Annotated in this window: 17 protein-coding genes, 2 tRNA genes, 1 pseudogene and 1 riboswitch; of the genes and pseudogenes, 13 read left to right on the plus strand and 7 right to left on the minus strand. The window is 75.6% G+C overall.

Features of this window, described 5'->3' with window-relative positions; translation table 11 throughout:
* Positions 1-86 precede the first annotated feature (86 nt).
* The 9 genes and pseudogenes from HOY81_RS24315 (at position 87) to HOY81_RS24355 (ending at position 7626) form a co-directional block, all read left to right on the plus strand.
* Positions 87-1520: a condensation protein gene (locus tag HOY81_RS24315; RefSeq protein WP_237322855.1), complete on the plus strand. Its 1434-nt coding sequence runs from the start codon at positions 87-89 to the stop codon at positions 1518-1520.
* Complete coding sequence (locus HOY81_RS24320; protein WP_237322840.1) at positions 1517-2347, plus strand: bifunctional 2-polyprenyl-6-hydroxyphenol methylase/3-demethylubiquinol 3-O-methyltransferase UbiG; 831 nt, start codon at positions 1517-1519, stop codon at positions 2345-2347. The genes HOY81_RS24315 and HOY81_RS24320 overlap by 4 nt, the downstream gene beginning before the upstream one ends.
* Before the next feature lie 11 nt (positions 2348-2358).
* Positions 2359-3225: pseudogene (locus HOY81_RS24325) on the plus strand (DMT family transporter); the annotation flags it as partial.
* A gap of 319 nt (positions 3226-3544) precedes the next feature.
* The gene (locus tag HOY81_RS24330) at positions 3545-3772 is read left to right on the plus strand and encodes a Trm112 family protein (protein ID WP_237322842.1); all 228 of its coding nucleotides are present in this window, start codon (positions 3545-3547) and stop codon (positions 3770-3772) included.
* Entirely contained in the window at positions 3769-4536 is a 768-nt protein-coding gene (locus tag HOY81_RS24335; RefSeq protein ID WP_237322843.1) for an FkbM family methyltransferase, read from the plus strand. Before HOY81_RS24330 ends, HOY81_RS24335 begins: the two co-directional genes overlap by 4 nt.
* Positions 4537-4625: 89 nt before the next feature.
* A riboswitch (cobalamin riboswitch) is annotated at positions 4626-4821 on the plus strand.
* Between the two features lie 26 nt (positions 4822-4847).
* On the plus strand, positions 4848-5555 hold the full coding sequence (locus tag HOY81_RS24340; protein ID WP_237322856.1) for an energy-coupling factor ABC transporter permease: 708 nt from the start codon (positions 4848-4850) through the stop codon (positions 5553-5555).
* Entirely contained in the window at positions 5552-5986 is a 435-nt protein-coding gene (locus HOY81_RS24345) for an energy-coupling factor ABC transporter substrate-binding protein (protein WP_237322844.1), read from the plus strand. Before HOY81_RS24340 ends, HOY81_RS24345 begins: the two co-directional genes overlap by 4 nt.
* 6 nt (positions 5987-5992) lie before the next feature.
* Complete coding sequence (cbiQ, locus tag HOY81_RS24350) at positions 5993-6742, plus strand: cobalt ECF transporter T component CbiQ (protein ID WP_237322845.1); 750 nt, start codon at positions 5993-5995, stop codon at positions 6740-6742.
* A complete protein-coding gene (locus HOY81_RS24355; protein ID WP_237322846.1) occupies positions 6739-7626 on the plus strand; it encodes an energy-coupling factor ABC transporter ATP-binding protein in 888 nt (295 codons plus the stop codon). The genes cbiQ and HOY81_RS24355 overlap by 4 nt, the downstream gene beginning before the upstream one ends.
* On the opposite strand, the gene HOY81_RS24360 is transcribed toward HOY81_RS24355, so the two are convergent.
* Positions 7623-8780, minus strand: a complete 1158-nt coding sequence (locus HOY81_RS24360) for a Ku protein (RefSeq protein WP_237322847.1) — start codon at positions 8778-8780, stop codon at positions 7623-7625. The two genes, HOY81_RS24355 and HOY81_RS24360, sit on opposite strands and share 4 nt — an antisense overlap.
* 29 nt (positions 8781-8809) lie before the next feature.
* On the opposite strand from HOY81_RS24360, the gene ligD reads away from it, so the two are divergent.
* On the plus strand, positions 8810-9694 hold the full coding sequence (gene ligD, locus HOY81_RS24365; protein WP_237322848.1) for a non-homologous end-joining DNA ligase: 885 nt from the start codon (positions 8810-8812) through the stop codon (positions 9692-9694).
* 117 nt (positions 9695-9811) lie between these two features.
* On the opposite strand, the gene HOY81_RS24370 is transcribed toward ligD, so the two are convergent.
* A complete protein-coding gene (locus tag HOY81_RS24370) occupies positions 9812-10111 on the minus strand; it encodes a YtxH domain-containing protein (RefSeq protein WP_237322849.1) in 300 nt (99 codons plus the stop codon).
* A 251-nt stretch (positions 10112-10362) separates the two neighbouring features.
* Here HOY81_RS24370 and HOY81_RS24375 point away from each other — a divergent pair.
* Together HOY81_RS24375 and HOY81_RS24380 are read left to right on the plus strand one after the other, a co-directional pair.
* Positions 10363-10435: transfer RNA gene (locus HOY81_RS24375), tRNA-Asn, on the plus strand.
* A 240-nt stretch (positions 10436-10675) separates the two neighbouring features.
* Positions 10676-10749 (plus strand) — tRNA-Ile (locus HOY81_RS24380).
* Positions 10750-10883: 134 nt separating this feature from the next.
* Here HOY81_RS24380 and HOY81_RS24385 read toward each other — a convergent pair.
* Positions 10884-13643, minus strand: coding sequence for a SpoIIE family protein phosphatase/ATP-binding protein (locus HOY81_RS24385; protein WP_237322850.1), 2760 nt, complete (start codon positions 13641-13643; stop codon positions 10884-10886).
* Positions 13644-13746: 103 nt separating this feature from the next.
* Between HOY81_RS24385 and HOY81_RS24390 the strand changes: the two genes are divergently transcribed.
* Complete coding sequence (locus tag HOY81_RS24390; RefSeq protein WP_237322851.1) at positions 13747-15174, plus strand: FGGY family carbohydrate kinase; 1428 nt, start codon at positions 13747-13749, stop codon at positions 15172-15174.
* Positions 15175-15211: 37 nt separating this feature from the next.
* Here the strand turns inward: HOY81_RS24390 and HOY81_RS24395 are convergent, their stop codons facing one another.
* The 4 genes from HOY81_RS24395 to HOY81_RS24410 form a co-directional block, all read right to left on the minus strand.
* Positions 15212-16378 (minus strand): sugar ABC transporter permease, encoded by a 1167-nt coding sequence (locus tag HOY81_RS24395; RefSeq protein WP_237322857.1) that lies wholly within the window; start codon positions 16376-16378, stop codon positions 15212-15214.
* 62 nt (positions 16379-16440) lie between these two features.
* The gene (locus tag HOY81_RS24400) at positions 16441-17226 is read right to left on the minus strand and encodes an ATP-binding cassette domain-containing protein (RefSeq protein WP_237322852.1); all 786 of its coding nucleotides are present in this window, start codon (positions 17224-17226) and stop codon (positions 16441-16443) included.
* Positions 17227-17293: 67 nt separating this feature from the next.
* On the minus strand, positions 17294-19687 hold the full coding sequence (locus tag HOY81_RS24405; RefSeq protein ID WP_237322853.1) for a SpoIIE family protein phosphatase: 2394 nt from the start codon (positions 19685-19687) through the stop codon (positions 17294-17296).
* Between the two features lie 450 nt (positions 19688-20137).
* Positions 20138-21361 carry an RNA polymerase sigma factor gene (locus HOY81_RS24410; protein WP_237322854.1) on the minus strand — a complete coding sequence of 408 codons (1224 nt, stop codon included), beginning with the start codon at positions 21359-21361 and terminating at the stop codon, positions 20138-20140.
* Positions 21362-21645 lie beyond the last annotated feature (284 nt).

The following is a 21645-nucleotide window of genomic DNA, read 5'->3' on the forward strand; positions in this document are numbered from 1 at the left end:
GCCACGGGGGGGCCGCGCCGCCGGGCGCCCCGGCGCGCCCGCGGCCGGCTCCCGCGGGCCGCACCCCGTTCCCGACGGTCGACGAGATCACCCGGCACTGCCTCGACGAGACCGAGCCGGAGACCGTCCACATCGAGATCCATCTGCCCGCCCGCCCCGACCCCGCCCGGCTGCGCGCGGCCGTCGCCGGCGCCCTGGCCAGGCACCCGCGGATCCTCATGCGCCAGGCACCGTCCCGCTGGTGGCACCGGCGGTACGTGTGGGAGCTGACCGGTGTCCCGGACCGGGACCCGGTGACGTATCCCGGCGGCACGCTCGCCGCGGCACGGGCACGGGCGCTGGCCGTGTGCCCGCCGCTGGACGCCTCGCCGCCGGTGCGCCTGGAGGTGGTGGAGTACGACGGCTCCTGGGTGCTGCTCGTCACGATCAACCACACCGCGCTCGACGGCCCGGCCTGCCTCCGCGTCCTGGCCACCGCCGCCGAGCTCTACGGCGGCGTGGACAACGCGCCCGCCCCCACGCCGGTACGCACCGGCGGCGCCCCGGCCGGCGGTGCGGGCGCCGGGCCCGGCGGGTCGCGCTGGGCCCGGCCCGCACGCGTCGCCCCGGACAGCGCGGCCCCGGGCGCACCCGGCAACGGCATGCTGGTGACCGAGCTGCCGGTGCCCCCGCGCCCGCCACGCGCCGCTGGGGCACCGGCGGCGTACACGGTCAACGACCAGCTCCTGGTGGCCACCTGGCTGACGGCGGCGCGCTGGAACCGGCTGCACGGGCGGCCGGTCCGCCCGGTGCGGATCACCATGCCGGTGGACGACCGGCCGCGCACCGCCGGCATGCCCATCGGGAACGGGACCCGGCTGGTCGAGGTGACCTTCGGGCCCGAGGAACGCGCGCTGCACGACCGGCTCACCGCCGACGGCCCGCCCGACCGGGCCGCGGTGGAGGCGCTGCTGCGCGCCACCGCCGCCCGTACCCGGGCGCTGAAGACCACGGACCGGCCGCAACTGGGTTTCGGCGCCGGTCTGCTGACCGCTCCCGTGCTGCCCGTCGGGGTACGTGGCGCCTGCACCCGGGCGCTGCGCTCCGCGGCCGCGCCGTGGGCGTCCACCACCCTGCTGTCGAACATCGGGCGCGTCCCCTACCCGCTGGACTTCGGGGACGCGGGGCGGGCGACCGCGGTGTGGTTCTCGGCGCCGGCCCGGGCGCCCCGCGGCCTGTCGGTGACGACGGTCTCCACCGGGGGCCGGCTCCAGCTCGCGCTGCGCTGGTCCCGGGCCTGCTTCGACGACGCGGCGGGACGGCGGCTCGGCGCGCTGTTCGCCGGGGCGCTGGCGGCCACCGGCTACGCGCCGGCGTCCGCTGACATGGCCGGCCACGCCGGCAACCCCGCCGGAACCACCGGCACCGCGGAGAACAGCAGCTTCACCACGAGTTCCGGTCCCACCAGCGACACCGGCACCAACCGGAACACCGGCACCAGCGAGACCGGCGGCACCTCCGGAAAGGGGGCCCGCCCGTGAGCACCGGCACCGAGCACCGGACGGCCGTCCCCGGCGGCCTACGGGAGCTCTACGAGGACCCGGCCACGCCGGTGGCCTCCGGGCCGGACCGCAGCCGGCGGCAGGCGGCGATCCTGGCCCGGGCCCTGGGCGGCGGCCGCACCCCGCGGACCGTGCTGGACGTCGGCTGCGGCGACGGCTCCGCCGCGGCCACCGCGGCGCCGCTGCTCGCCCCGCACCGGGTGGTCGGCGTGGACTGGTCGCAGGACGCGCTGCGCCGCGCCGCACGCCGGATGACCGCCGTGCGCGGCGAGCTGACCGGGCTTCCGTTCGCGGACGGCGTCGCCGACGCGGTGCTCTTCAGCGAGGTCATCGAGCATCTCGTCGACCCGGACGCCGCCCTGGACGAGTTGCGCCGGGTGCTCCGTCCCGGCGGTCACCTGCTGCTCTCCACGCCGAACCTGGCCGCCTGGTACAACCGCGGGCTGCTGCTCGCCGGGGTGCAGCCGGTCTTCTCCGAGGTGAGCCTGCGCGGCGTGCACGGCCGCCCGGGCTCCCAGGTGGTGGGCCATCTGCGGCTCTACACCGCGCGGGCGCTGCGCACCCTGCTGCCCGCCGCGGGCTTCGAGGTGGTGCGGATCAGCGGCGCGCCCTACCACGACGTGCCCCGTCCGCTGCGGCCGCTGGACCGGCTCGCCTGCCGGGCGCCCTCGCTGGCCTCCATCCTGCTGGTGCACGCCCGGCGTGCACCCGGCGCACCCGGCGGACCCGGCGGACCGGGGCGCGCGGGCGGACCGGGGCGCGCGGGCGGACCGGTGAGCGCCGGTGGCCCGGACGGCGGTCCGTGATGCTCTGGGGTGTGGCCGCGGCGCTGCTGGCCAACCTGCTCTTCAGCACCGGCTTCGTGGTGGAGAAGCGGGCGCTCTCCGCGCTGCCGCCGCTCTCGGCCGCCCGGCCGGCCCGGGTGGTCCTCGCCCTGCTGCGCAGCCCGCTGTGGATCGTGGGGGCGGCGGCGCTGCTGCTGGGCTTCGCCGCGCAGCTCGTGGTCTACCGCACGCTGCCCCTGGTGGCGGCCCAGGGGCTCTTCGTCACCGGCCTGGTGATGCTGTTGCTGCTCTCCGCCCTGTTCCTGGGCGAGCAGCCGTCCGGCCGGGAGCGCCGGGGCATGGCCGCCGTGCTGGCCGCCCTGGTGATGATCGTGCTGTCGCTGCCCGGCAGCGAGGGGGAGATCGCCCGGATCGCCCCGGCGCCGGTGCTGCTGGGGGTCTGCGTGCCCTCGCTCGTCCTCGGGCTGGGGCTGTTCCTGGCGGCGGAGCGCCGCGCGCGGCGCCGCCACCGGCTGCCCACCGCGGGCGTGCCGTACGGGGTGGCAGTCGGCTTCCTGTACGGCGTCAGCTCGCTGGCGATCAAGGGCGTGGCCGGGCTGCTGACACCGGACGCCACGGCGACCCTGGGCGCGCTGCTGACCTCGCCGTACCCCTATCTGCTGGTGTGCACCGGCTCCACGGGGCTGGTGCTGTCCCAGACCGCGCTGCAGCGCTGCCGCGCCTCCCTGATCGTGCCGGTCTGCACCACGGTGACGTTCCTCTTCACGGTCGTCAGCGGCTCGTTCGCGTTCGCGGAGCCGCTGCCCGCGGAACCGCTGCGGCTGGCGCTGCGGCTCGGCGGCGCCGCGCTCGCCGTCACCGTGCTGCTGAGCCTGCCCCGGCACGACACCGCCGCGCAGGATGCCGGGCCGCAGCGCACCACCGCGCAGGCCGACGCCCCGCCCCACGCCACCTCGGATGCCGACAGCCCTCCCCATGTCACCTCGGGCGCCGACGCCCTGCCCCACGCCGGCGCGCACGCGACGGACCCGCAGACCGGCGGCCGGGACCCCGGGACACCGCACACCGCGGACCCGCACACCCCCGGCGCCCCCGCCGCGCCCCGGCTCCCGTCCGCCGGGCGCACCCTCGCCGCGGCCGGGCCCGGCCGCGCCCCGGAGCCTCCGGGGCACGCCACCGGCCCGCTCCGCGCCCGTACCCGCACGGAAGGCCGACGCCATGTCCCCCGATGACCCGCTGCTCTCGCTCCTCGCCTGCCCGCTCGACAAGGGCCCGCTGACCCTGCTGGAGCAGGGAGACGCGCTCTACAACCCCCGTCTGCGGCGCCGCTACCCGATCGTGGACGGCGTCCCGCAGCTCCTGCCCTCCTCCGGCGAACAGGTCCCGGAGGGGGAGCACATCCGGCTGCTCGCCCGGCTCGCCGCCCGGGAGGAGCCCTCCTCGTGACCCTCGCCGCCCGCCTGGCCCCGCACCTGCCGCCGCGCGCACTGCGGGCGGCCACCGACCTCCTCTACCCGCGCTTCGAACCGGAGCTCGCGCGGCTGGCCGACTTCTGCCCGCACGGCGGCACGGCGGTGGACGTCGGCGGCTGGTACGGGCCGTGGAGCCGGCGGCTGGCCGCGCGCGCCGACCGGGTGCTGACACTGGAGCCGGTGCCGCACCTGGCCCGGCGGCTGCGGCAGACCACGCCGCACCATGTGGAGGTGGTGCAGGCCGCCGCCGCGGAGCACGCCGGGACGGCGACCCTGTGGCTGCCGGCGGACGGCCGGGGGGACCGCGGCATCTCCTCGCTGGTACGGCGCACGGTGCACCGGGCGGCGCTGGAGGTCCGCTGCGTGCCGCTGGACGCGCTGGACCTGCGGGCGGTCACCGTGCTGAAGGTGGACGTGGACGGCAGCGAGCAGGCGGTGCTGCGCGGCGCGCAGCGGACCCTGGCACGGGACCGTCCCGCCCTCTTCGTGGAGCTGGAGACGCGCATCCAGCCTCCCGGGCCGGTGCTGGAGCTGCTCGCCGGGCACGGCTACGCCGGCTGGGTGCTGCCCGCGCGGGAGTGGGTGCCGCTGGCCGTCTTCGACCTCGCGGGGCATCAGGAACGTACGGCGCATGTGGCCGAAGACGGTCTTCTCCGGCGCTCCCTGGCACCGCACCGGCGCTATGTGAACTCGGTGCTCTTCCTCCCGGAGGGCCGCCGCCCCGGAGCCGCCCGGTGATGCCGGGACGCCCGTGACCTGCGATGCTGCGGTGACACTTCCCACATCCCCGCCCGCGGTGGGGTGTTGTGGACACGCCGTGCGGCCCACTACTGTCGCAGGGCCTTGGTGACGGGAAACCGGTGCGATGCCGGTGCGGCCCTCGCCACTGTGATCGGGAAGTCCGGCTCCATCCCCCTGCGGGAAGCCACTGGACCCGTGCGGGCGACCGTACGGTCCGGGAAGGCGGAGCACGGGCGGCATCACCCGTCAGCCAGGAGACCGGCCAAGGCGTGCCGTCCATCCACGAGGTGCTGGAGAGGTCTCCCCAGATGCATATCGCCGAGGGGTATCTGCCCCCGCTGCACGCGGCCGCCTGGAGCGCCGCCGCCGCCCCCTTCGTCCTCCACGGCGTGCGCGCGCTGACCCGCGAGGTCCGGGCCCACCCCGAATCCACCCTGCTGCTCGGCGCGTCCGGCGCCTTCACCTTCGTCCTCTCGGCGCTGAAGATCCCCTCGGTGACCGGGAGTTGCTCCCACCCCACCGGAACGGGGCTGGGCACCATCCTCTTCCGCCCGCCGGTGATGGCCGTGCTGGGCACGCTCACCCTGCTCTTCCAGGCACTGCTGCTCGCGCACGGCGGTCTCACCACACTGGGCGCCAACGCCTTCTCCCTCGCCGTGGTCGGCCCGTGGGCGGGGTACGGCGCCTACCGGCTGCTGCGCCGGACGGGCGCGCCGCTGATGGCGGCCGTCTTCGCCGGCGCCTTCGTCGCGGACCTGAGCACCTACTGCGTCACCAGCGTGCAGCTCGCGCTCGCCTTCCCGGACCCGGCGAGCGGCTTCGCCGGCGCGCTGGCGAAGTTCGGCGGCATCTTCGCCGTCACCCAGCTCCCACTGGCGGTCAGCGAGGGCCTGCTGACGGTGCTGGTGATGCGCCTGCTCACCCGGTCGAGCCGGAGTGACCTGGTCCGCCTGGGGGTGCTCCGCCGGAGCGCCGGTACGCCGGGCACCGACGAGCGGGAGGCGATGGCCCGATGAGCCGGCACACGAAAATCAATCTGCTGCTGCTGGCCGCCGTGGCGGCGCTGGCGGTGCTGCCCGTGGCACTCGGGCTGGGCGACGACGAGGAGGAGCCGTTCACCGGGGCGGACGGCCGGGCGGAGACCGCCGTCACCGAGAACGACCCGGATTACGAGCCGTGGTTCTCGCCGCTGTACGAACCGCCGTCGGGGGAGATCGAGTCGGCGCTCTTCGCGGTCCAGGCCGCGATCGGCACGGGCGTGCTGACGTACTACTTCGGTCTCCGTCGCGGCCGCCGCCAGGGCGCGGCTCTCGCCGCCCGCACCCCGGCCGCGGACCCCGCGACGACGGACCGGACGGGCCGCACGGCCCCCGCGGCCGCGGCGCCGGACCCGGCGGCGGGCTCCCGGCCCGGCGCCGGGCCCCGGGGCGACGAGCCGGCGCGCTAGCCCCGCGTGCTGCCCATCGACGCGGCGGCGCACAGCAGTCGCTGGCGCCGCCGCCATCCCCTGGAGAAGGCCGTGCTGGGGCTCGGCCTGACCGTGCTGGCGGTCTCCCTGCCGCCCTGGCCCGGCGCACCACTGGTCGCCGCGGCCACGCTGACCGTGCTGCTCGGGCCTGCCGGCGTGGCACCCCGTCCGCTGTGGCGCGCGTTCCGCATCCCGCTGGGCTTCTGCGTCACCGGAGCGGTACCGCTGCTGTTCCAGGTGGGCGGCCCGGCGGGTCCGCTGTCGCTCGCCCCGGACGGGCCCGCGCACGCCGGCGCGCTGCTGCTGCGTACCTCCGCCGCCTCGCTGGGCCTGCTGCTGTTCGCCTTCACCACGCCGGTCTCGGACGTGGTGCCCCGGCTGGTACGGGCCGGCGTGCCGCCCGCGGTGGTGGACGTGGCGCTGGTGATGTACCGCATGAGCTTCCTGCTGCTGGACTCGGTACGCCGGGTCCGGGCCGCGCAGGCGGCCCGGCTCGGGCACACCACGCGCGCGGCCGCCTGGCGCTCGCTGGCCGGGCTCGGCGCCACGGCGTTCGTCCGCGCCTTCGACCGCGCCGCCCGGCTCCAGCAGGGCCTCTCGGGGCGGGGCTACGACGGCTCGCTGCGCGTGCTGGTGCCCGAGTCCCGGCTCTCGGGCCGGTTCCTGGCCGCGGCGGGCGCCCTGCTGGCGACGCTGACGGCGCTCACCCTCCTCCTGGAAAGGCTGCCGACGTGACCTCCGCCTCCCCCGCCTCCGCCCACGTCCCCGGGGACACCGCCCCGCTGGTCGAACTGGCGGGGGCCGGCTTCGCCTACGAGGACGGCCCCTGGGTCCTGCGCGACCTGGACTTCGCGGTCACCGAGGGCCGCGCCCTGGTGGTGCTGGGCCGGAACGGCAGCGGGAAGACCACGCTCCTCCGGCTGCTGAGCGGGGGCCTGCGGTGCGCCGCCGGCGAACTGCGGCTGGCGGGCACGCCCGTCGGTCACGACCGCAAGGACCTGACGCGGCTGCGCACCACGGTGCAGCTCGTGGTGCAGGACCCGGACGACCAGCTCTTCGCCGCCTCGGTGGAGCAGGACGTCTCCTTCGGCCCGCTGAACCTGGGGCTGCCCGAGCCCGAGGTCCGCGCCCGTGTCGCGGAGGCCCTGGAGGCGCTGGGCATCGCCGGGCTGCGGGACCGGCCCACCCACCAGCTGTCGTACGGGCAGCGGAAGCGCGCCGCCATCGCGGGCGCGGTCGCCATGCGCCCGCGGGTGCTGGTGCTCGACGAGCCGACGGCCGGTCTGGACCCGCAGGGCCAGGAGCGGTTGCTGGGCGTGCTCGGCACCCTGCGCGGTGCCGGGACCACCGTGGTGATGGCCACCCACGACATGGACCTGGCGCTGCGCTGGGCCGACGACGCGGCGGTGCTCACCCCGGACGGACTGCGCACCGGCCCGGCACCCGCGCTGCTGACCGACCCGGAACTCCCGGCCGTGGCGGGGTTGCGCCGGCCGTGGGGAGCGGTCGTCGCCGAGGTGCTGCGTGCCCAGGGGCTGCTGGGCCCGGACGAGCCCGGCCCGCGCACGGCCGAGGAGCTGGCCGGCTGGGCCGGGCCCGGCCGGGCGGGCGGCGGCTAGGCGGACTTGCGCGGGGCCGGCTTCCGGGACGCTGTCTTCTTGGCGGGTTCCCGGGCGGCCGTCTTCTTCGCGGTCGTCCGGCTTCCGGAGGCGGTCTTCCCGGCCGCGGCCTTCTTCGTCCCGGCCGCCTTCCCGGTGGTCTTCTGCGCCGCGGTCTTCCTCCCGCCCGTGGCCGTCTTCTTCTCCGCGGCCTTCTCCGCGGCCTTCTTCCCGGCGGCCTTCCCCGCCGTGCCCGCCCCGGCCTCTCCGGTCGCCTTCTGTGTCTTCTGCGTCTTCTGTGTCCTCTGTGCCGCGGTCTTCCGGGGCGAGCGCCCGCCGCCCGTCCGCAGCTCGTGGACCTCGGCCTCTTCTTCCCGGCGTTCCCCCCGGTGCTCGCCGCGGGACTCCCGGGCCGCCTGCACCGAGCTCTCCAGCACCGACATCAGGTCGACGACCCGCCCCTCCCGCGGTGCGGCCTCCGCCCCGACCGGCAGCGGTTCGCCCTCCTCCTTGGCGGCGACCAGCCGCTCCAGCGCCTCCCGGTACTCGTCGCGCAGGTCCTCCTCGTCGAGCTCCCCCAGGGTCTCCATCAGCGTGTCCGCGAGGTCCAGCTCCGCGTCCCGGACGGTGACCGTGCCGCTGGGCGCCATGCCCTCCGCCGGGCGGATCTCGTCCGGCCAGAGCATGGTGTGCAGGGTGAGGGTCTCGTCGTAGACCCGGAGCATGCCCAGGCTCTCCCGGCCGCGCAGCGCGAGCTTGGCGACCGCCACCTTGCCGCTACGGGCGAGCGCCTCCCGGAGCAGCACATACGGCTTGCCGGCGCCCTGCCCGTCGGGCGTCAGGTAGTAGGAGCGGTCCAACTGGATGGGGTCGATCTCCTCGGCGGGCACGAAGGCCAGGATCTCCACCGTCTTGGCGGTGGGCAGCGGCAGCGAGGCCAGCTCGTCGTCGGTGAGCTGGACGCGGTTGCCGTCCGCCGTCTCGTACGCCTTGCCGATCTCCTCCGCGGCGACCTCCTGCTCGTCGAGCTCGCACACCTTGCGGTACCGGATGCGGCCGCCGTCGGTGGTGTGCACCTGACGGAAGGAGACGCTGTGGTTCTCGGTGGCGGAGACCACCCTGATCGGGATGGTGACCAGACCGAACGAAATGGACCCTTTCCAGATGGAACGCATCTTTTGTCCCTTCTATGGGACTCTCGAGTATGCCCATCACGGAGGTCGACGGCCACCGGCTCGTGCTCAGCAATCTGGACAAGGTGCTCTATCCCGCCACGGGCTTCACCAAGGGTGAGGCGATCCACTACTACGCCGCGATCGCCGACGCCGTGCTTCCCCATCTCCACCGCCGCGCCGTCTCCTTCCTCCGCTTCCCGGACGGCGTGGAGGGCCAGACGTTCTTCGCCAAGAACGTCCCTCCCGGGACCCCCGGCTGGGTGACCACCTGCGAGGTCCGCCGGACCGGGGAGAAACGGGAGACGCAGGTGGTGATCGAGAACCTGGCCACCCTGGTGTGGGCGGCGAACCTCGCCGCGCTGGAGCTCCACACCCACCAGTGGCGCACCGACGCCGAGCGCCGGGCCGACCGGATCGTCTTCGACCTGGACCCCGGCGAGGGCGCGGACGTCCTGGACTGCCGGGAGGTGGCGTTCTGGCTGCGCGACCGGCTCGCCGCGGACGGGTTCACCGCGCTGGCCAAGACCTCCGGGGCGAAGGGCCTGCACCTGCTCGCCGCCGTGCGTCCCACCGACTCCTCGGCGGTATCCGCCTACGCCAAGCGGCTGGCGCAGGAGGCGGAGCGGGCGCTGCCCGAACTGGCACTGCACCGGATGGCCCGCAAGCTGCGGGCGGGCAAGGTCTTCGTCGACCACTCCCAGAACTCCTGGGCCAAGACCACGGCCACCCCCTACACCCTGCGGGCCCGGGCCCGGCCGGCCGTCTCGGCGCCGGTCGCCTGGGAGGAGCTGGCGGCCGCGGGCTCCCCGGAGGATCTGGTCTTCCTGGCCGCGGACATCCCCGGCCGGCTGGACAGGCACGGCGAGCTGCTGGCCCCGCTCGTGGAGGCCCGGCAGCCCCCGGGCCTGCCCTGAGTCCACCGGACGCGGAACTCCCCGGCGGGGCCACGAACCGGCAGCCCCGCCCGCCGGGAACCCGGGAACGGGATCCCCACGGCAGCCCCGCCGGGGGAAGCCCGCGGCAGCCGGTGGTCAGGCGCCGCCCGTGCCCCAGTCGTCGCCCCGCGGGCCGTGCCCGTTCACCAGCGAGTGCACCCGGTCGGTCATCGCCTCCGGCAGACGGTGCCCGACCCGCTCGTTCACGGTGTCGTACGCCCGGGTGGCCATCTGGCGCCCGTTCTGCGCGGCGGTCTCCCGGGCGTTCCGCACGGCCGGGTTGCCGGCGATCCGCCGGCCGCCCTCCCGTAGCTGCTCGTAGCGCTCGCGGCCGGCCCGTGCCCCCAGCACGTAGCCGACGGCCAGTCCGGCGATGAACGTGAGGCGGTACCGCATGACACACCCTTTCCTCGTGGTCCCTCGTGGTCCCTCGTGGTCCCCCGTGTTCCTCGTGGTCCCCTCGTGGTCCCCTCGTGTTCCCGAATGGTCCCTCGTGCTTGCCCGGCGGTCGCCCGGAGCCCCGCGTCGAGCGGCGGACCCGGTGCCGCGCCGATACGGATTTCGGCGCACCCCGGGGCATGCGCTAATGTATTGCCCGCAGCGAGGGAACGCCCCCGGGAACGGGTCGGCGGGCCCGAGCGGAGCGGTCCCCTGTAGCTCAATCGGCAGAGCAGCCGGCTGTTAACCGGCAGGTTACTGGTTCGAATCCAGTCGGGGGAGCATGGAGACGAAGGGCCCCCGCGTGGGGCCCTTCGTCATGGGGGCACCCCCTCCGTCGAGCCACCGCGGGAGTGCCTCGCGTACCACCCGATGGAGTGCTCTCCGGGCCGGAGAGGGAACCGGACGGCACGGCTCCGCAGTCCCTCCGGGCACGGGCTCCCCACCCGGCACGGGCGGGAGATCGTATGAGCAGATATGCTGCGGCAGACGGCGCGCCGGCTGCGCGCGGCACGCCGTTCCGGGGCGGTAGCTCAGCCGGTTAGAGCAGCGGACTCATAATCCGTCGGCCGTGGGTTCGAGTCCCACCCGCCCCACCGGAAGGCCCGGCCGGGCATGCCCGGTCTGCCCGGACATAACGAGCAGGGCCGTCGCGGGTCACGCGGCGGCCCTCCGTATGTCCCGGCCGGTCCCGGTGTGCCCGGTACGCACCCGCAGGTGCCGGGTGCCGCTACTCCTCGGGCAGCGTCTGCTCGGTCCAGATGACCTTCCCGGTGGCCGTGTAGCGGGTGCCCCAGCGGGTGGCGATCTGGGCCACCAGGAACAGCCCGCGGCCGCCCTCGTCCGTGGCGGCGGCCCGCCGCAGATGCGGCGAGGTGCTGCTGCCGTCGGAGACCTCGCAGATGAGCGCGTGCTCGTAGAGCAGCCGCACATGGACGGGCGGGGAGCCGTAGCGCAGGGCGTTGGTGATGAGCTCGCTGAGCACCAGCTCGGTGGTGAAGCCGATCTCCTCCAGGCCCCAGGACTCCAGCCGGCGCAGGCAGGCCGCCCGGATGGAGCCGACGGCCGACGGGTCGAAGGGTACGTCCCAGTCGGCGACCCTGGTCCGGTCCAGCAGCCGGGTGCGGGCGACCAGCAGTGCGATGTCGTCCCGGCGGTGTGCCGGCACCATGGTGTCGAACACCGTGCGGCAGATCGCCTCCGGAGAGGCGTGCGGGTCCTCCGCCAGGGTGTCCCGGAGCAGGTCCAGGCCGGTGTCCAGGTCGCGTTCGCGGTGTTCGACGAGGCCGTCGGTGTAGAGGACGAGCCTGCTCCCCTCCGGCAGGTGCACATCCGTGCTCTCGAAGGGCAGGCTGCCCAGCCCGAGCGGCGGGAAGGCGGGAACGTCCAGGTAGTGCACCAGGCCGTCGGGGCGGACCAGGGCGGGGGCAAGGTGTCCCGCGCGGGCCACGGAACAGCGGCCGCCGACCGGGTCGTAGATGGCGTAGAGACAGGTCGCCCCGGTGATGCCCTCGGCCTCGCCGCGCTCCGCCTCGTCCTGGTCGATGCGGTCGACCAGCTCGTCCAGGTGGCCCAGCAGCTCGTCCGGGGGCAGGTCGAGGCTGGAGAAGTTGTGCACCGCGGTCCGCAGCCGGCCCATGGTGGCCGCGGCATGCAGACCGTGCCCGACGACGTCCCCGACGACCAGCGCCACCCGGGCCCCGGGCAGCGGGATCACGTCGAACCAGTCCCCGCCGACGCCGGCCTGCGCCGGGAGGTAGCGGTACGCGACCTCCAGCGCGCTCGGCCGCGGCAGGATGCGCGGCAGCAGGCTGCGCTGCAGGGTGACGGACATGGTGTGCTCGCGGGTGAAACGCCGTGCGTTGTCGATCGCCACGGCGGCGCGGGCGGCGAGCTCCTCGGCGAAGGACAGGTCCTCCTCCTCGAACGGCTCCTCGCGGTCCGCCCGCCAGAAGTTGGCCATGCCCAGCACCACGCCGCGGGCCAGCAGCGGCACCGTGACCAGCGAGTGGATGCCGTACTCCAGGGTCCGGTCCGCCGCCGCGGGCTCCTGGGCCCGCCAGCCCTCCGCCAGGCGCAGGTCCGGCTCCCGGACCGCCCGGCCGCCGGCGAGGGCCACGGACATCGGGGTGGCCGGGTCGTCGAACCGGATCACGTCCCCGGCCGGCTGGAGCGGTGGGTCGTCGCGGACGCCGCGCAGCGCGGTGCGCCGCATCGCCGACGGCACGCCGGCGGGCTCGTCGCCGGACCGGACCGGGTCCGTCAGCTCCACGGTGGCGAAGTCGGCGAACCGCGGCACCGCCACCTCCGCCAGCTCTTCCGCCGTGCGGACCACGTCCAGCGTGGTGCCGATGCGCACCCCGGCGTCGTAGAGCATCTTCAGCCGTTCGCGGGCGACCTCGGCCATGCCGGAGAGCGCCCGGAGCTCGGTGGTGTCCCGCAGGGTGACGACGGTGCCGGCCGGCACGCCGCCGTACGGGTCCGCGGGTCGCGCGTTGACCGCCAGCAGGCGGTCGCCGGCCAGGTGCACCTCGTCGGTGACGGTCCGGCCGGAGGTGAGCAGCCCGGTGGTGTCGGCGTCCAGTCCGAGTTCGGCGACGAGGCGTCCCTCGGCGTCCGGGGGCAGGTCGAGCAGTCTGCGCGCCTCGTCGTTGGCGAGGGTGAGCCGCCCGTCCCCGCCGGCGATCAGCACGCCCTCGCGGACGGCGTGCAGAACGGCGTCGTGATGTTCGTACATCCGGGTCATCTCGGCCGGGCCGATGCCGTGCGTCTGGCGTCGCAGCCGGCGGCTGACCAGGGCGGCGCTCAGCGTCGCCAGGGCCAGCGCCGCGGTGGCGGAGCCGACGAACATGGGGAGCTGCCGGTCCACCGCGGATCCGACCGACTGCACCTCCACGCCGGCCGCAACCAGGCCCACCACGGTGCCGTCCCCGTCGGTGACCGGGACGACGGCCCGGGCCGCCTCGGAGGGGTCGCCCTCGAAGAAGTCGGTGAAGGCGCCGTCGGTCACGGCCCGCTCGACGCCGACGGCGTCCTGGCCGATCAGCTGCTCCTCGTTGTCGGCGACCCGGAGGCCCTCCGGGGTCATCACGGAGACGAAGTCCAGGTTCGAGCCGCTCAGGGCCTCCTCGACGCTGGGCTGCAACGCCTCGGTGGGGTTGCCGGAGCGCAGCGCCTCGGCGGTGCCGGGAGCGTCCGCGAAGGCGGTGGCGGCGGCGAGCGAGCGGTTCTCCGCGTCGCGCTCGGTGTCGTACCGCGCCTGGAGGACGAGGGCCACCAGGGCCCCGGCGATGAGCACCACCGCGACGGCCACCTGAAGCAGCAGCACCTGGCCGGCGACGCTCCGCACTCCGAGCAGGGACCCGCCGTCGCGCCGGTCCGCTGCCGCGGCGGTCACCGTGCCCGTCCGGGGGCCGCTCCGGGCCGGGCGGGAGAAGCCGGCGGCGACCCGCCCCACTCCGCGCCCGTATCGACCTTTGCGTCCCTCCATGTCCTCTTTGTAGCACTGCCCTGTTCGGGGGTCCCGCGGTGACGCCGGGCACCACGCCGCCGCGACCGGCGGACCGACCGGCGGATGAGGCATGATGCGGCGCATGGGGATAGTCGCCGGCCTGGAAAGTTCAGCCGCCTACACACGCCTCGTCGTCTGCGACGCGGACTCCGGAGAGGTCGTCCGGCACGGTCACGCCGACCACTCCGGCGCACGGGACGACCCGCAGTCCTGGCTGCTCTCGCTCGGCGAGGCCGCCGGCAGCGGCCGGCTCGCGGACGTACGGGCCATCGGCGTGGCCGCACAGCAGCAGGGCGTCGTCGCGCTGGACGCGGCGGGCGCCCCGGTGGGCCCGGCACTGCTGGGGAACGACCTGCGGATGCAGACCGCGGCCGCCGACCTCATCGACGCCCTCGGCGGCCGCACCGCCTGGGCCCAGGCGGTCGGCGCGGTGCCGCAGGCCGCGCACCCGGTCGCGAAGCTGCGCTGGCTCGCCCGCAACGAGCCGGCCGCGGCCACCCGCGTCGCCGGGGTGGTGCAGCCGCACGACTGGCTGGTCTGGCAGCTCCTGGGCCGTCCGCCGCGGCGCACCACCGACCGCGGCGACGCCTCGGGCACCGGCTACTGGTCGGCGGCGACCGGCGCCTACCGGCCCGACCTGGTCGAGCTGGCGCTCGGGCACCAGGTGGCACTGCCGGAGGTGCTCGGCCCGGCCGAGGCGGCGGGCACCACGCCGGAGGGCCTGCTCATCTCGGCCGGCACCGGGGAGACCATGGCGGCGGCCTTCGGCCTCGGCGTCGCCGGCGGTGACGCGGTGATCTCGCTGGGCGCCTCCGGCTCCGTCTTCGCCGTCCACCACGAGGCGCTCTCCGACCCGGCGGGCACCATCACCTCGTTCGCCGACGCGACCGGGCTGCATCTGCCGGTGGTACGGACCCTCAACGCCGTACGGGTGCTGCGCGGCACCGCCGAACTGCTCGGCACCGACCTGGAGGGGCTCTCGGAGCTGGCCCTGAAGTCCACCCCCGGCGCGTACGGGATGGTGCTCCTCCCCTATCTGGAGGGCGAACGCACCCCCGACCTGCCGCACACTGCCGGCTCGCTGCACGGGCTGCGCCGCGAGTCGATGAGGCCGGAGCATCTGGCGCGGGCCGCGGTGGAGGGCATGCTCTGCGGGCTGGCGGACGCGCTGGACGTGCTGCGGCACCGGGGCGTCGCGGTGCACCGGGTCTTCCTGCTGGGTGCGGCGGCCGCGCTGCCCGCGGTGCAGGCCGCGGCCCCGGCGCTGTTCGGCGTGCCGGTCATGGTGCCCGAGCCCGCCGACTACACGGCGCTGGGCGCGGCGCGGCAGGCCGCCTGGGCGCTGGCGGGCGGCGGCGCCCCGCCGGCCTGGCCGGCCGCGTCCGGCCTGCGCCTGGACCCGGGCGACGAGGCCGCGGTGGGGCAGGCGGTGCGGCAGCAGTACTGCACCGTGCGGGACCAGGTCCATCCGGGCGCCTTCGGCGCCGCGCAGGGCGCCGTGACGGGGTGAGCCGGGACGCCGGGCGGGGTCCGTACACCCGTGGGACTCAGGCCCGGCCGTGCATCCGCCGGGCACGGCGCGCCAGGGTGTCGACGACCACCGCGACCAGCAGCACCCCGCCGGTGATCATGAACTGTACGGCGGAGGCGAGCCCGAGCAGCGCCATGCCCGAGGCGATGGACTGGATGACCAGCATGCCGAGCAGCGCGGACCACGGGCTGCCGTGCCCCCCGTACAGGCTGGTGCCGCCGATGACGGCCGCGGCGATGGCGTTCATCAGCAGGTTCGCGGAGCCCGCCGTCTGGGTGGCCGAGGCGATCCGGGAGGCGATGAAGAGACCGCCGGCGGCGGCCATGGTCCCGGAGAGCATCAGCACCGAGATCTGGACCCGCGCCACGTTCACCCCCGCCCTCCGGGCGGCCTCCACCCCGCTGCCGAGTGCGACGACCCGGCGGCCGTACCGGGTGCGGCGCAGCACGTAGTCCAGCCCGGCGACCACCACCAGGAAGATCAGCAGGGCCAGCGGCAGCCCGCGGAACGCGTTGAGCGCGTAGGCGGCGGCGAAGGCGAGCACCGCGAGCACGGCCGTGCGCACGGCGATCTCGCCGTAGGTCCGGGCCGGCACGCCGACGGCCCGGCGGCGCTGCTCCGTGCGGTAGGCGGTGAGGAGATAGACGGCCGTGCCGAGGGCCGCCAGCCCGTAGGCCGCCGCCACGTCCGTGAAGTAGAAGGTGCTGAGGCGGGCGACCGGGCCCCGGTCGTCGAAGTTGATGGTGCCCTGCCGGCCCATGACGGCGAGCATCATGCCGTGCCAGCCGAGCAGCCCCGCCAGGGTGACGACGAACACCGGGACGCCGATCCGCGCGAAGACGAAGCCGTGCACGGCCCCGGTCGCCGCGCCGCACAGCAGCGCCAGAAGCACGGCCGGGCCCTCGGGGACGCCGTGCACCACGTTGAGCACCGCGAACACCGCAGCCGCCAGGGCGCTGACCACGGCCACCGAGAGATCGATCTGGCCGATCAGCAGGACGAAGACCACGCCGACCGCGATCATGCCGGTGCCGACGATGTCCACGCTGATGTTCGACAGGTTGCGGGGCGAGAGGAAGTTCTCGTCGAGTCCCTGGAAGACGCCCCAGATGACCAGCAGGCCGAGGACGACCGGCACCGCCCCGAGATCCCCGCCGCGCAGCCGCCGCCGGTAGGCCTCCAGGGTGCCCCGTTCCGGCGCGGCGGACGGCTCCCCGGCCGCCCCCGTCCGGTCCGTCGCCCCGGTCACGAGGCCTCCCCGGCGCCGGCCCGGCGCCGGGTGACCGCGTTGTCGGTGGCTCCGGTGACGGAGGAGGCGATCTGTTCCTGGGAGGTGGCGGTCACGTCGAAGAAGCCGTTGTTGCGCCCGAGCCGCAGCACGGCCACCCAGTCCGCCACCGCCTTGACGTCGCCCATGCTGTGGCTGATCAGCAGCACGCCCGTGCCCCGTTCCCGCAGGTCCTCCACGAGGTCGAGGATCTGCGTGGTCTGCTCGATGCCCAGCGCGGCGGTGGGCTCGTCGAAGAGCACCAGCCGGGGTTCGCCGAGCAGCGAGCGGGACACGGCGACGGCCTGTCGCTGCCCGCTGGAGAGCGCCGCCACCGGCATCCGCACCCCGGGGACGCGCAGTGAGAGGCCCCGGAACAGGCCGAGAGCCCGGCGCTCCATCTCCACCTCGTCCAGCACCCCGAAGCGGGTGAGCTCCCGGCCGAGGAAGAGGTTGCCGACGACGTCCAGGTCGTCACAGAGCGCGAGGTCCTGGAAGACGGTGGCGATGCCCAGCGCCTGCGCGTCGTGCGGCCGGTCGATCCGCACCGGGCCGCCCTCCCACTCGATCACGCCCTCGTCGGCCGGCTCCACCCCGGCGATCACCTTCACCAGGGTGGACTTCCCGGCGCCGTTGTCCCCCACCAGCGCGACCACCTCGCCGGCGTGGATCTCCAGCTCGACGTCGCTCAGGGCCCGCACCGCGCCGTACCGCTTGGAGACTCCGCGCAGCGCCAGCAGCGGCGGGTCCGCGTGCCGAACCATCTGCTCCTCCTTCGCCAGGGCTCCCCGGCCGGCGCGGGGCCGCGGGGCGGGGACGGCCGGGGTGCGGCTAGACGGGTTCACGGGGCGGCAGGGCGATCTCGCCCCACACCTGCTTGCCCCCGCTCAGCGGGACGGACCCCCACGTCCCGGTCACCGCGTCGACCAGCATCAGCCCGCGGCCGCCGGTGGCCTCCCAGTCCACCGTCGCCGGTTTCACCGGGGCGCGCGGCGACTGGTCGCGTACCGCGACCCGCAGCCGGTCCACCGCGTAGGTGAGGTCGAGACGCACCTCGCCCTGGGTGTGCACGAGCGCGTTGGTGACCAGTTCGGAGACCACCAGCAGGACCACGTCGATCTCCTCCTCCAGTCCCCAGGCGCGCAGCGTACGGGCGGTGTACCGGCGGGCGTGCATCACGGCGTCGGGCAGCCGCCACACCGTCCAGCCGGCCCGCACCGGGCGGACCTCCATGCCGTCGTAGCGCAGCAGCAGCAGCGCCACGTCGTCGTCCCGCCGGGGGATGCCGCCGAGGACATCGTCGGCCACCCGCCCGGCGTCCGCCGGGTCGGCCGCGCCCAGCAGGTCGCGCACCTGGGCGATGCCGTCCTCCAACTGGAGGTGTTTGGACTCGACCAGACCGTCCGTCATCAGCGCCAGCACGCCGCCCGGCGGCAGGCCGTACTGGGTCATCGGGTACTCCGCGTCGGCCAGCACGCCCAGCGGCGGCCCGCCACCGACCTCGAGCTGCTCGGTGCCGCCGTCCGGGGTGCGCAGCAGCGGCGGCAGGTGGCCGGCCCGGACGAACCAGGCGGTGCCCTCCTCCATGTCCAGGTCGACGTAGCAGCAGGTGGCGAAGAGGTCCGTCTCCATGCCGACGAGCAGCCGGTTGGCGTGCGACACCACCACGTCGGGCGGATGACCCTCGACGGCGTACGCCCGGATGGCGGTGCGCATCTGGCCCATGATCGTCGCGGCGGCCGCGCTGTGGCCCTGGACGTCCCCGATGACCAGCGCGACATGGCCGTCGGCGAGCAGGATGACGTCGTACCAGTCGCCGCCGACCTCCAGGCCGACGGTGGCGGGCAGATAGCGGGCCACGGCCACCCCGCCGGGCAGCTCGGGCAGGTTACGGGGCAGCAGGCTGCGCTGGAGCATGGTGGCCAGCTCGTGCTCGGCGTCCAGCGCGTGGGCCCGCATCAGGGCCTGACCCACCAGGCCCGCGGTGGCGGTGAGCAGCGAGCGTTCCTCGGGCTCGAACTCGTGCGGCTCGTCCCACCCGACCAGGCAGATGCCGACGGTGCGCCCGTCGGCCGGCAGCGGCAGCACGGCGAGGCCGCCGGGTCCGATGCCGGCCAGGGAGGACTCGAAGGCGGAGTCCGCGGGCCAGATCTGCGGCTGCCCGTCGCGCAGCGCGGCGTCCAGCGTGGGCAACGCCGCGCGCGGGGCGTCCGGCCACTCCGAGCGCCACTCGGACCGCCAGCTCTCCGGCCAGGCGTCCGGATCGGGCGGGTCGAGCACGGTCACCACCAGCCGGTCGGCCTCCAGCTCCGCCAGGGCCACCCGGCTCACACCCCGCTGGTCACGCAGTGCGGAGACCACCACACGCCCGACGTCCCGCACGGTCACCGCGTTGGCCAGCTCCGCGGAGAGCCGCTGCACCCGGGAGACCTCGTCGGCGCGCGGCCGCAGCCGGGAGGCGTCGTCCAGCACGCCCAGGACCCGCTCCGGACCGTCGGCGCCGTCCACCAGCACCCGGCAGCTCAGCCGCAGCCAGCGCAGTTCGCCCGTGCCGCGCCGGATGCGGAACTCCAGCAGCCGGCTGCCGGTGGCGAGCTGGCCCGGCTCCACGATGGACATCAGCGCCGGCAGGTCCTCCGGAACGGTGTGGGTCAGCAGCGACTCCACACGCCCGTCGAACTCCTCGGGGGCGATGTCGACCAGCTCCAGCACCCGGGGATCGGCGTCGATCCGGCCGGTGCTCACCTCCAGCGTGAAGGCCCCGGTGAGCTGGGCGTCCGGGCCGTGGCCCAGCAGCGGCCGCGGAGTGCCGCCGGCGGCGAGCCGGTCGGCCTCCGCCTCCAGCCCCGCGGCGATCTGATCGGCGTACAGCTCCAGGAAGTCCCGGCGGTCGGGATCCACGCCGCCCTCCGTCTCGTCCACCACGACCAGGCAGCCCAGCCGCTCCGCCTCCCCGCCGAGCGGCAGCACGCCCAGCGACATGCCGGCGGGCGGCCGGTCCGTCCAGGACCCGCGGTAGGCGGCCATCTCCTCGGGGCTCAGCCACAGCGCGCGCCCGGTCCGGAAGGCGTCGGTCACGGGGGAACGTACGGAGAGCGAGTAGCGCTGGGACAGCCCGTACCGCCCGCCGGCCTGCCCGGTGGTCTCCGCCAGCCGCAGCTCCTCCGCATCCTCGTGGAGCACGTAGAGCGCGATCCCCGCGAAGCCGGGAACGCGTGCCCTCACCGCCTGCGCCACCGGAACCGCCCCCCGCCACGCCGTGCGGCCGCGCCCGGCCCGCCGGTCCGGAGCACCGGGGCCGTCGCTGCCGTCGTCCGGCTTCCTCGCATCCCGCTGCCTCCCGTCCGTGCTCCGGCGCCCGGGCGGGTCCGCACCGCCCGGGGGCGGGAAGGCGCCCACAGGACACAGCATGGCACCGACCGTGGCCCGCGGCAGGTCCTGCGCGCGGGGAATCGGCAGAGAATTCGGCGGGGTATCCGCGGGGACTCCGCGGGGGATCGACGGGGGTCCACGGGGAACGCGGGTGACGCCGGGGAGGTCCCGGGAAGCCGGGCGGGGCCGCCCGGAGGCCACGGAAGCCGGGCGGAACCCCGGTGAAGCCCGGGAGGCCGAGCCTGCCGCGAAGACCCGGGGAGCCTGCCGCGAAGGGTCCGCCGGCAGGCCCCGGCGTTCCCGCTAGTCCAGGTAGCCGCGGAGCTGGTCTGCGAAGGCGTGGTCGCGCAGCTTGTTCAGGGTCTTGGACTCGATCTGCCGGATGCGCTCCCGGGTGACCCCGAAGAGCCGGCCTATCTCCTCCAGGGTGCGCGGCATGCCGTCGTCCAGTCCGTAGCGGAGCTGGACGACCTGCCGTTCCCGCTCCCCGAGGGTGGAGAGCACCGCCTCCAGATGCTGGCGGAGCAGCAGGAAGGCCGCCGACTCGACCGGAGAGGGCGCGTCGCCGTCCTCGATCAGGTCGCCGAGGTTGACGTCCTCCTCCTCGCCGACCGGCGCGTGCAGCGACACCGGCTCCTGAGCCAGCCGGAGCACCTCGGTCACCCGCTCGGGGGTGAGGTCGAGCTGCGCGGCCACCTCCTCGGCGGCCGGCTCGTACCCGCGTTCCTGGAGCATCCGGCGCTGCACCCGGACCACCCGGTTGATCAGCTCGACGACGTGCACGGGCACCCGGATGGTGCGGGCCTGGTCGGCCAGGGCCCGGGACATGGCCTGGCGGATCCACCAGGTGGCGTAGGTGGAGAACTTGTAGCCACGCGCGTAGTCGAACTTCTCGACGGCGCGGATCAGCCCCAGATTGCCCTCCTGCACCAGGTCGAGCATGGTCAGACCGCGCCCGACGTACCGCTTGGCGACGGAGACCACCAGCCGGAGGTTGGCCTCGATGAGCCGGCGTTTGGCGACCCGGCCCTGCACCACCAGGCGGTCCAGGTCCAGCGCCAGCTCGTCCGCCAGTCCCGCGGCCGTGGCCAGCTTCTCCTCCGCGAACAGCCCCGCCTCGACGCGGCGGGCCAGCTCGACCTCCTCGGCGGCGGAGAGCAGCGGGATGCGGCCGATCTCCCGCAGGTACTGGCGGAAGAGGTCGGCCGAGGGGCCGCTGCCGGGGGCCTCGGCCACCGGCGCCGCGCCGCGCGACGGCGGCGCGGGCGCCACGGTCTCCGCCGGGGGCGGACTGGCCTGCCGCGGCACGGCCTCGACGGGGGCCCCGGCGAGGACGCCCCCCTCGGGGGCAGCCTCGGGCGGCGCGGGCGACGGGGACAGCGGTGCGAGGGCGGACGGGGCGGCTGTGGCGGCGGCGAGGGTGGAGCCGGCGGGCTGCGGGGCGGCCGGGGCCGTACTGGTCAGGGTCCGGGTCTGCACGGGGGCGACCTCCAAGGTGATCGCTGCCGGTTCGGGGGCGGCGTGCACGACGGGAACGGTCGCGGCCCGGCCGCGCCCCGCCCCGGTATCACTCTGCGGAACCGCGGGGGCATTGCGGCCCCTCGGCCGGCACCGCCGCGCTCCGATGACTCAGGCACCGCCCACCAGTGTGCTGTACGACACACGCCCGCCACGAGACTCGTGCGCGCAGTTTTTCCCCGCCCGTGACCTTCCGCTCACGTGGCGTGCCGGACGCGGGCGGGGCCCGCGGCCCGCCGCGCGCGGGCAGGGCGCCGGCACGGCCCGCCCGGCGCGCCCCCGACGTCTCCCGC

It is taken from the genome of Streptomyces sp. JJ36 (assembly GCF_021696945.1).
Taxonomy (GTDB): Bacteria; Actinomycetota; Actinomycetes; order Streptomycetales; family Streptomycetaceae; genus Streptomyces.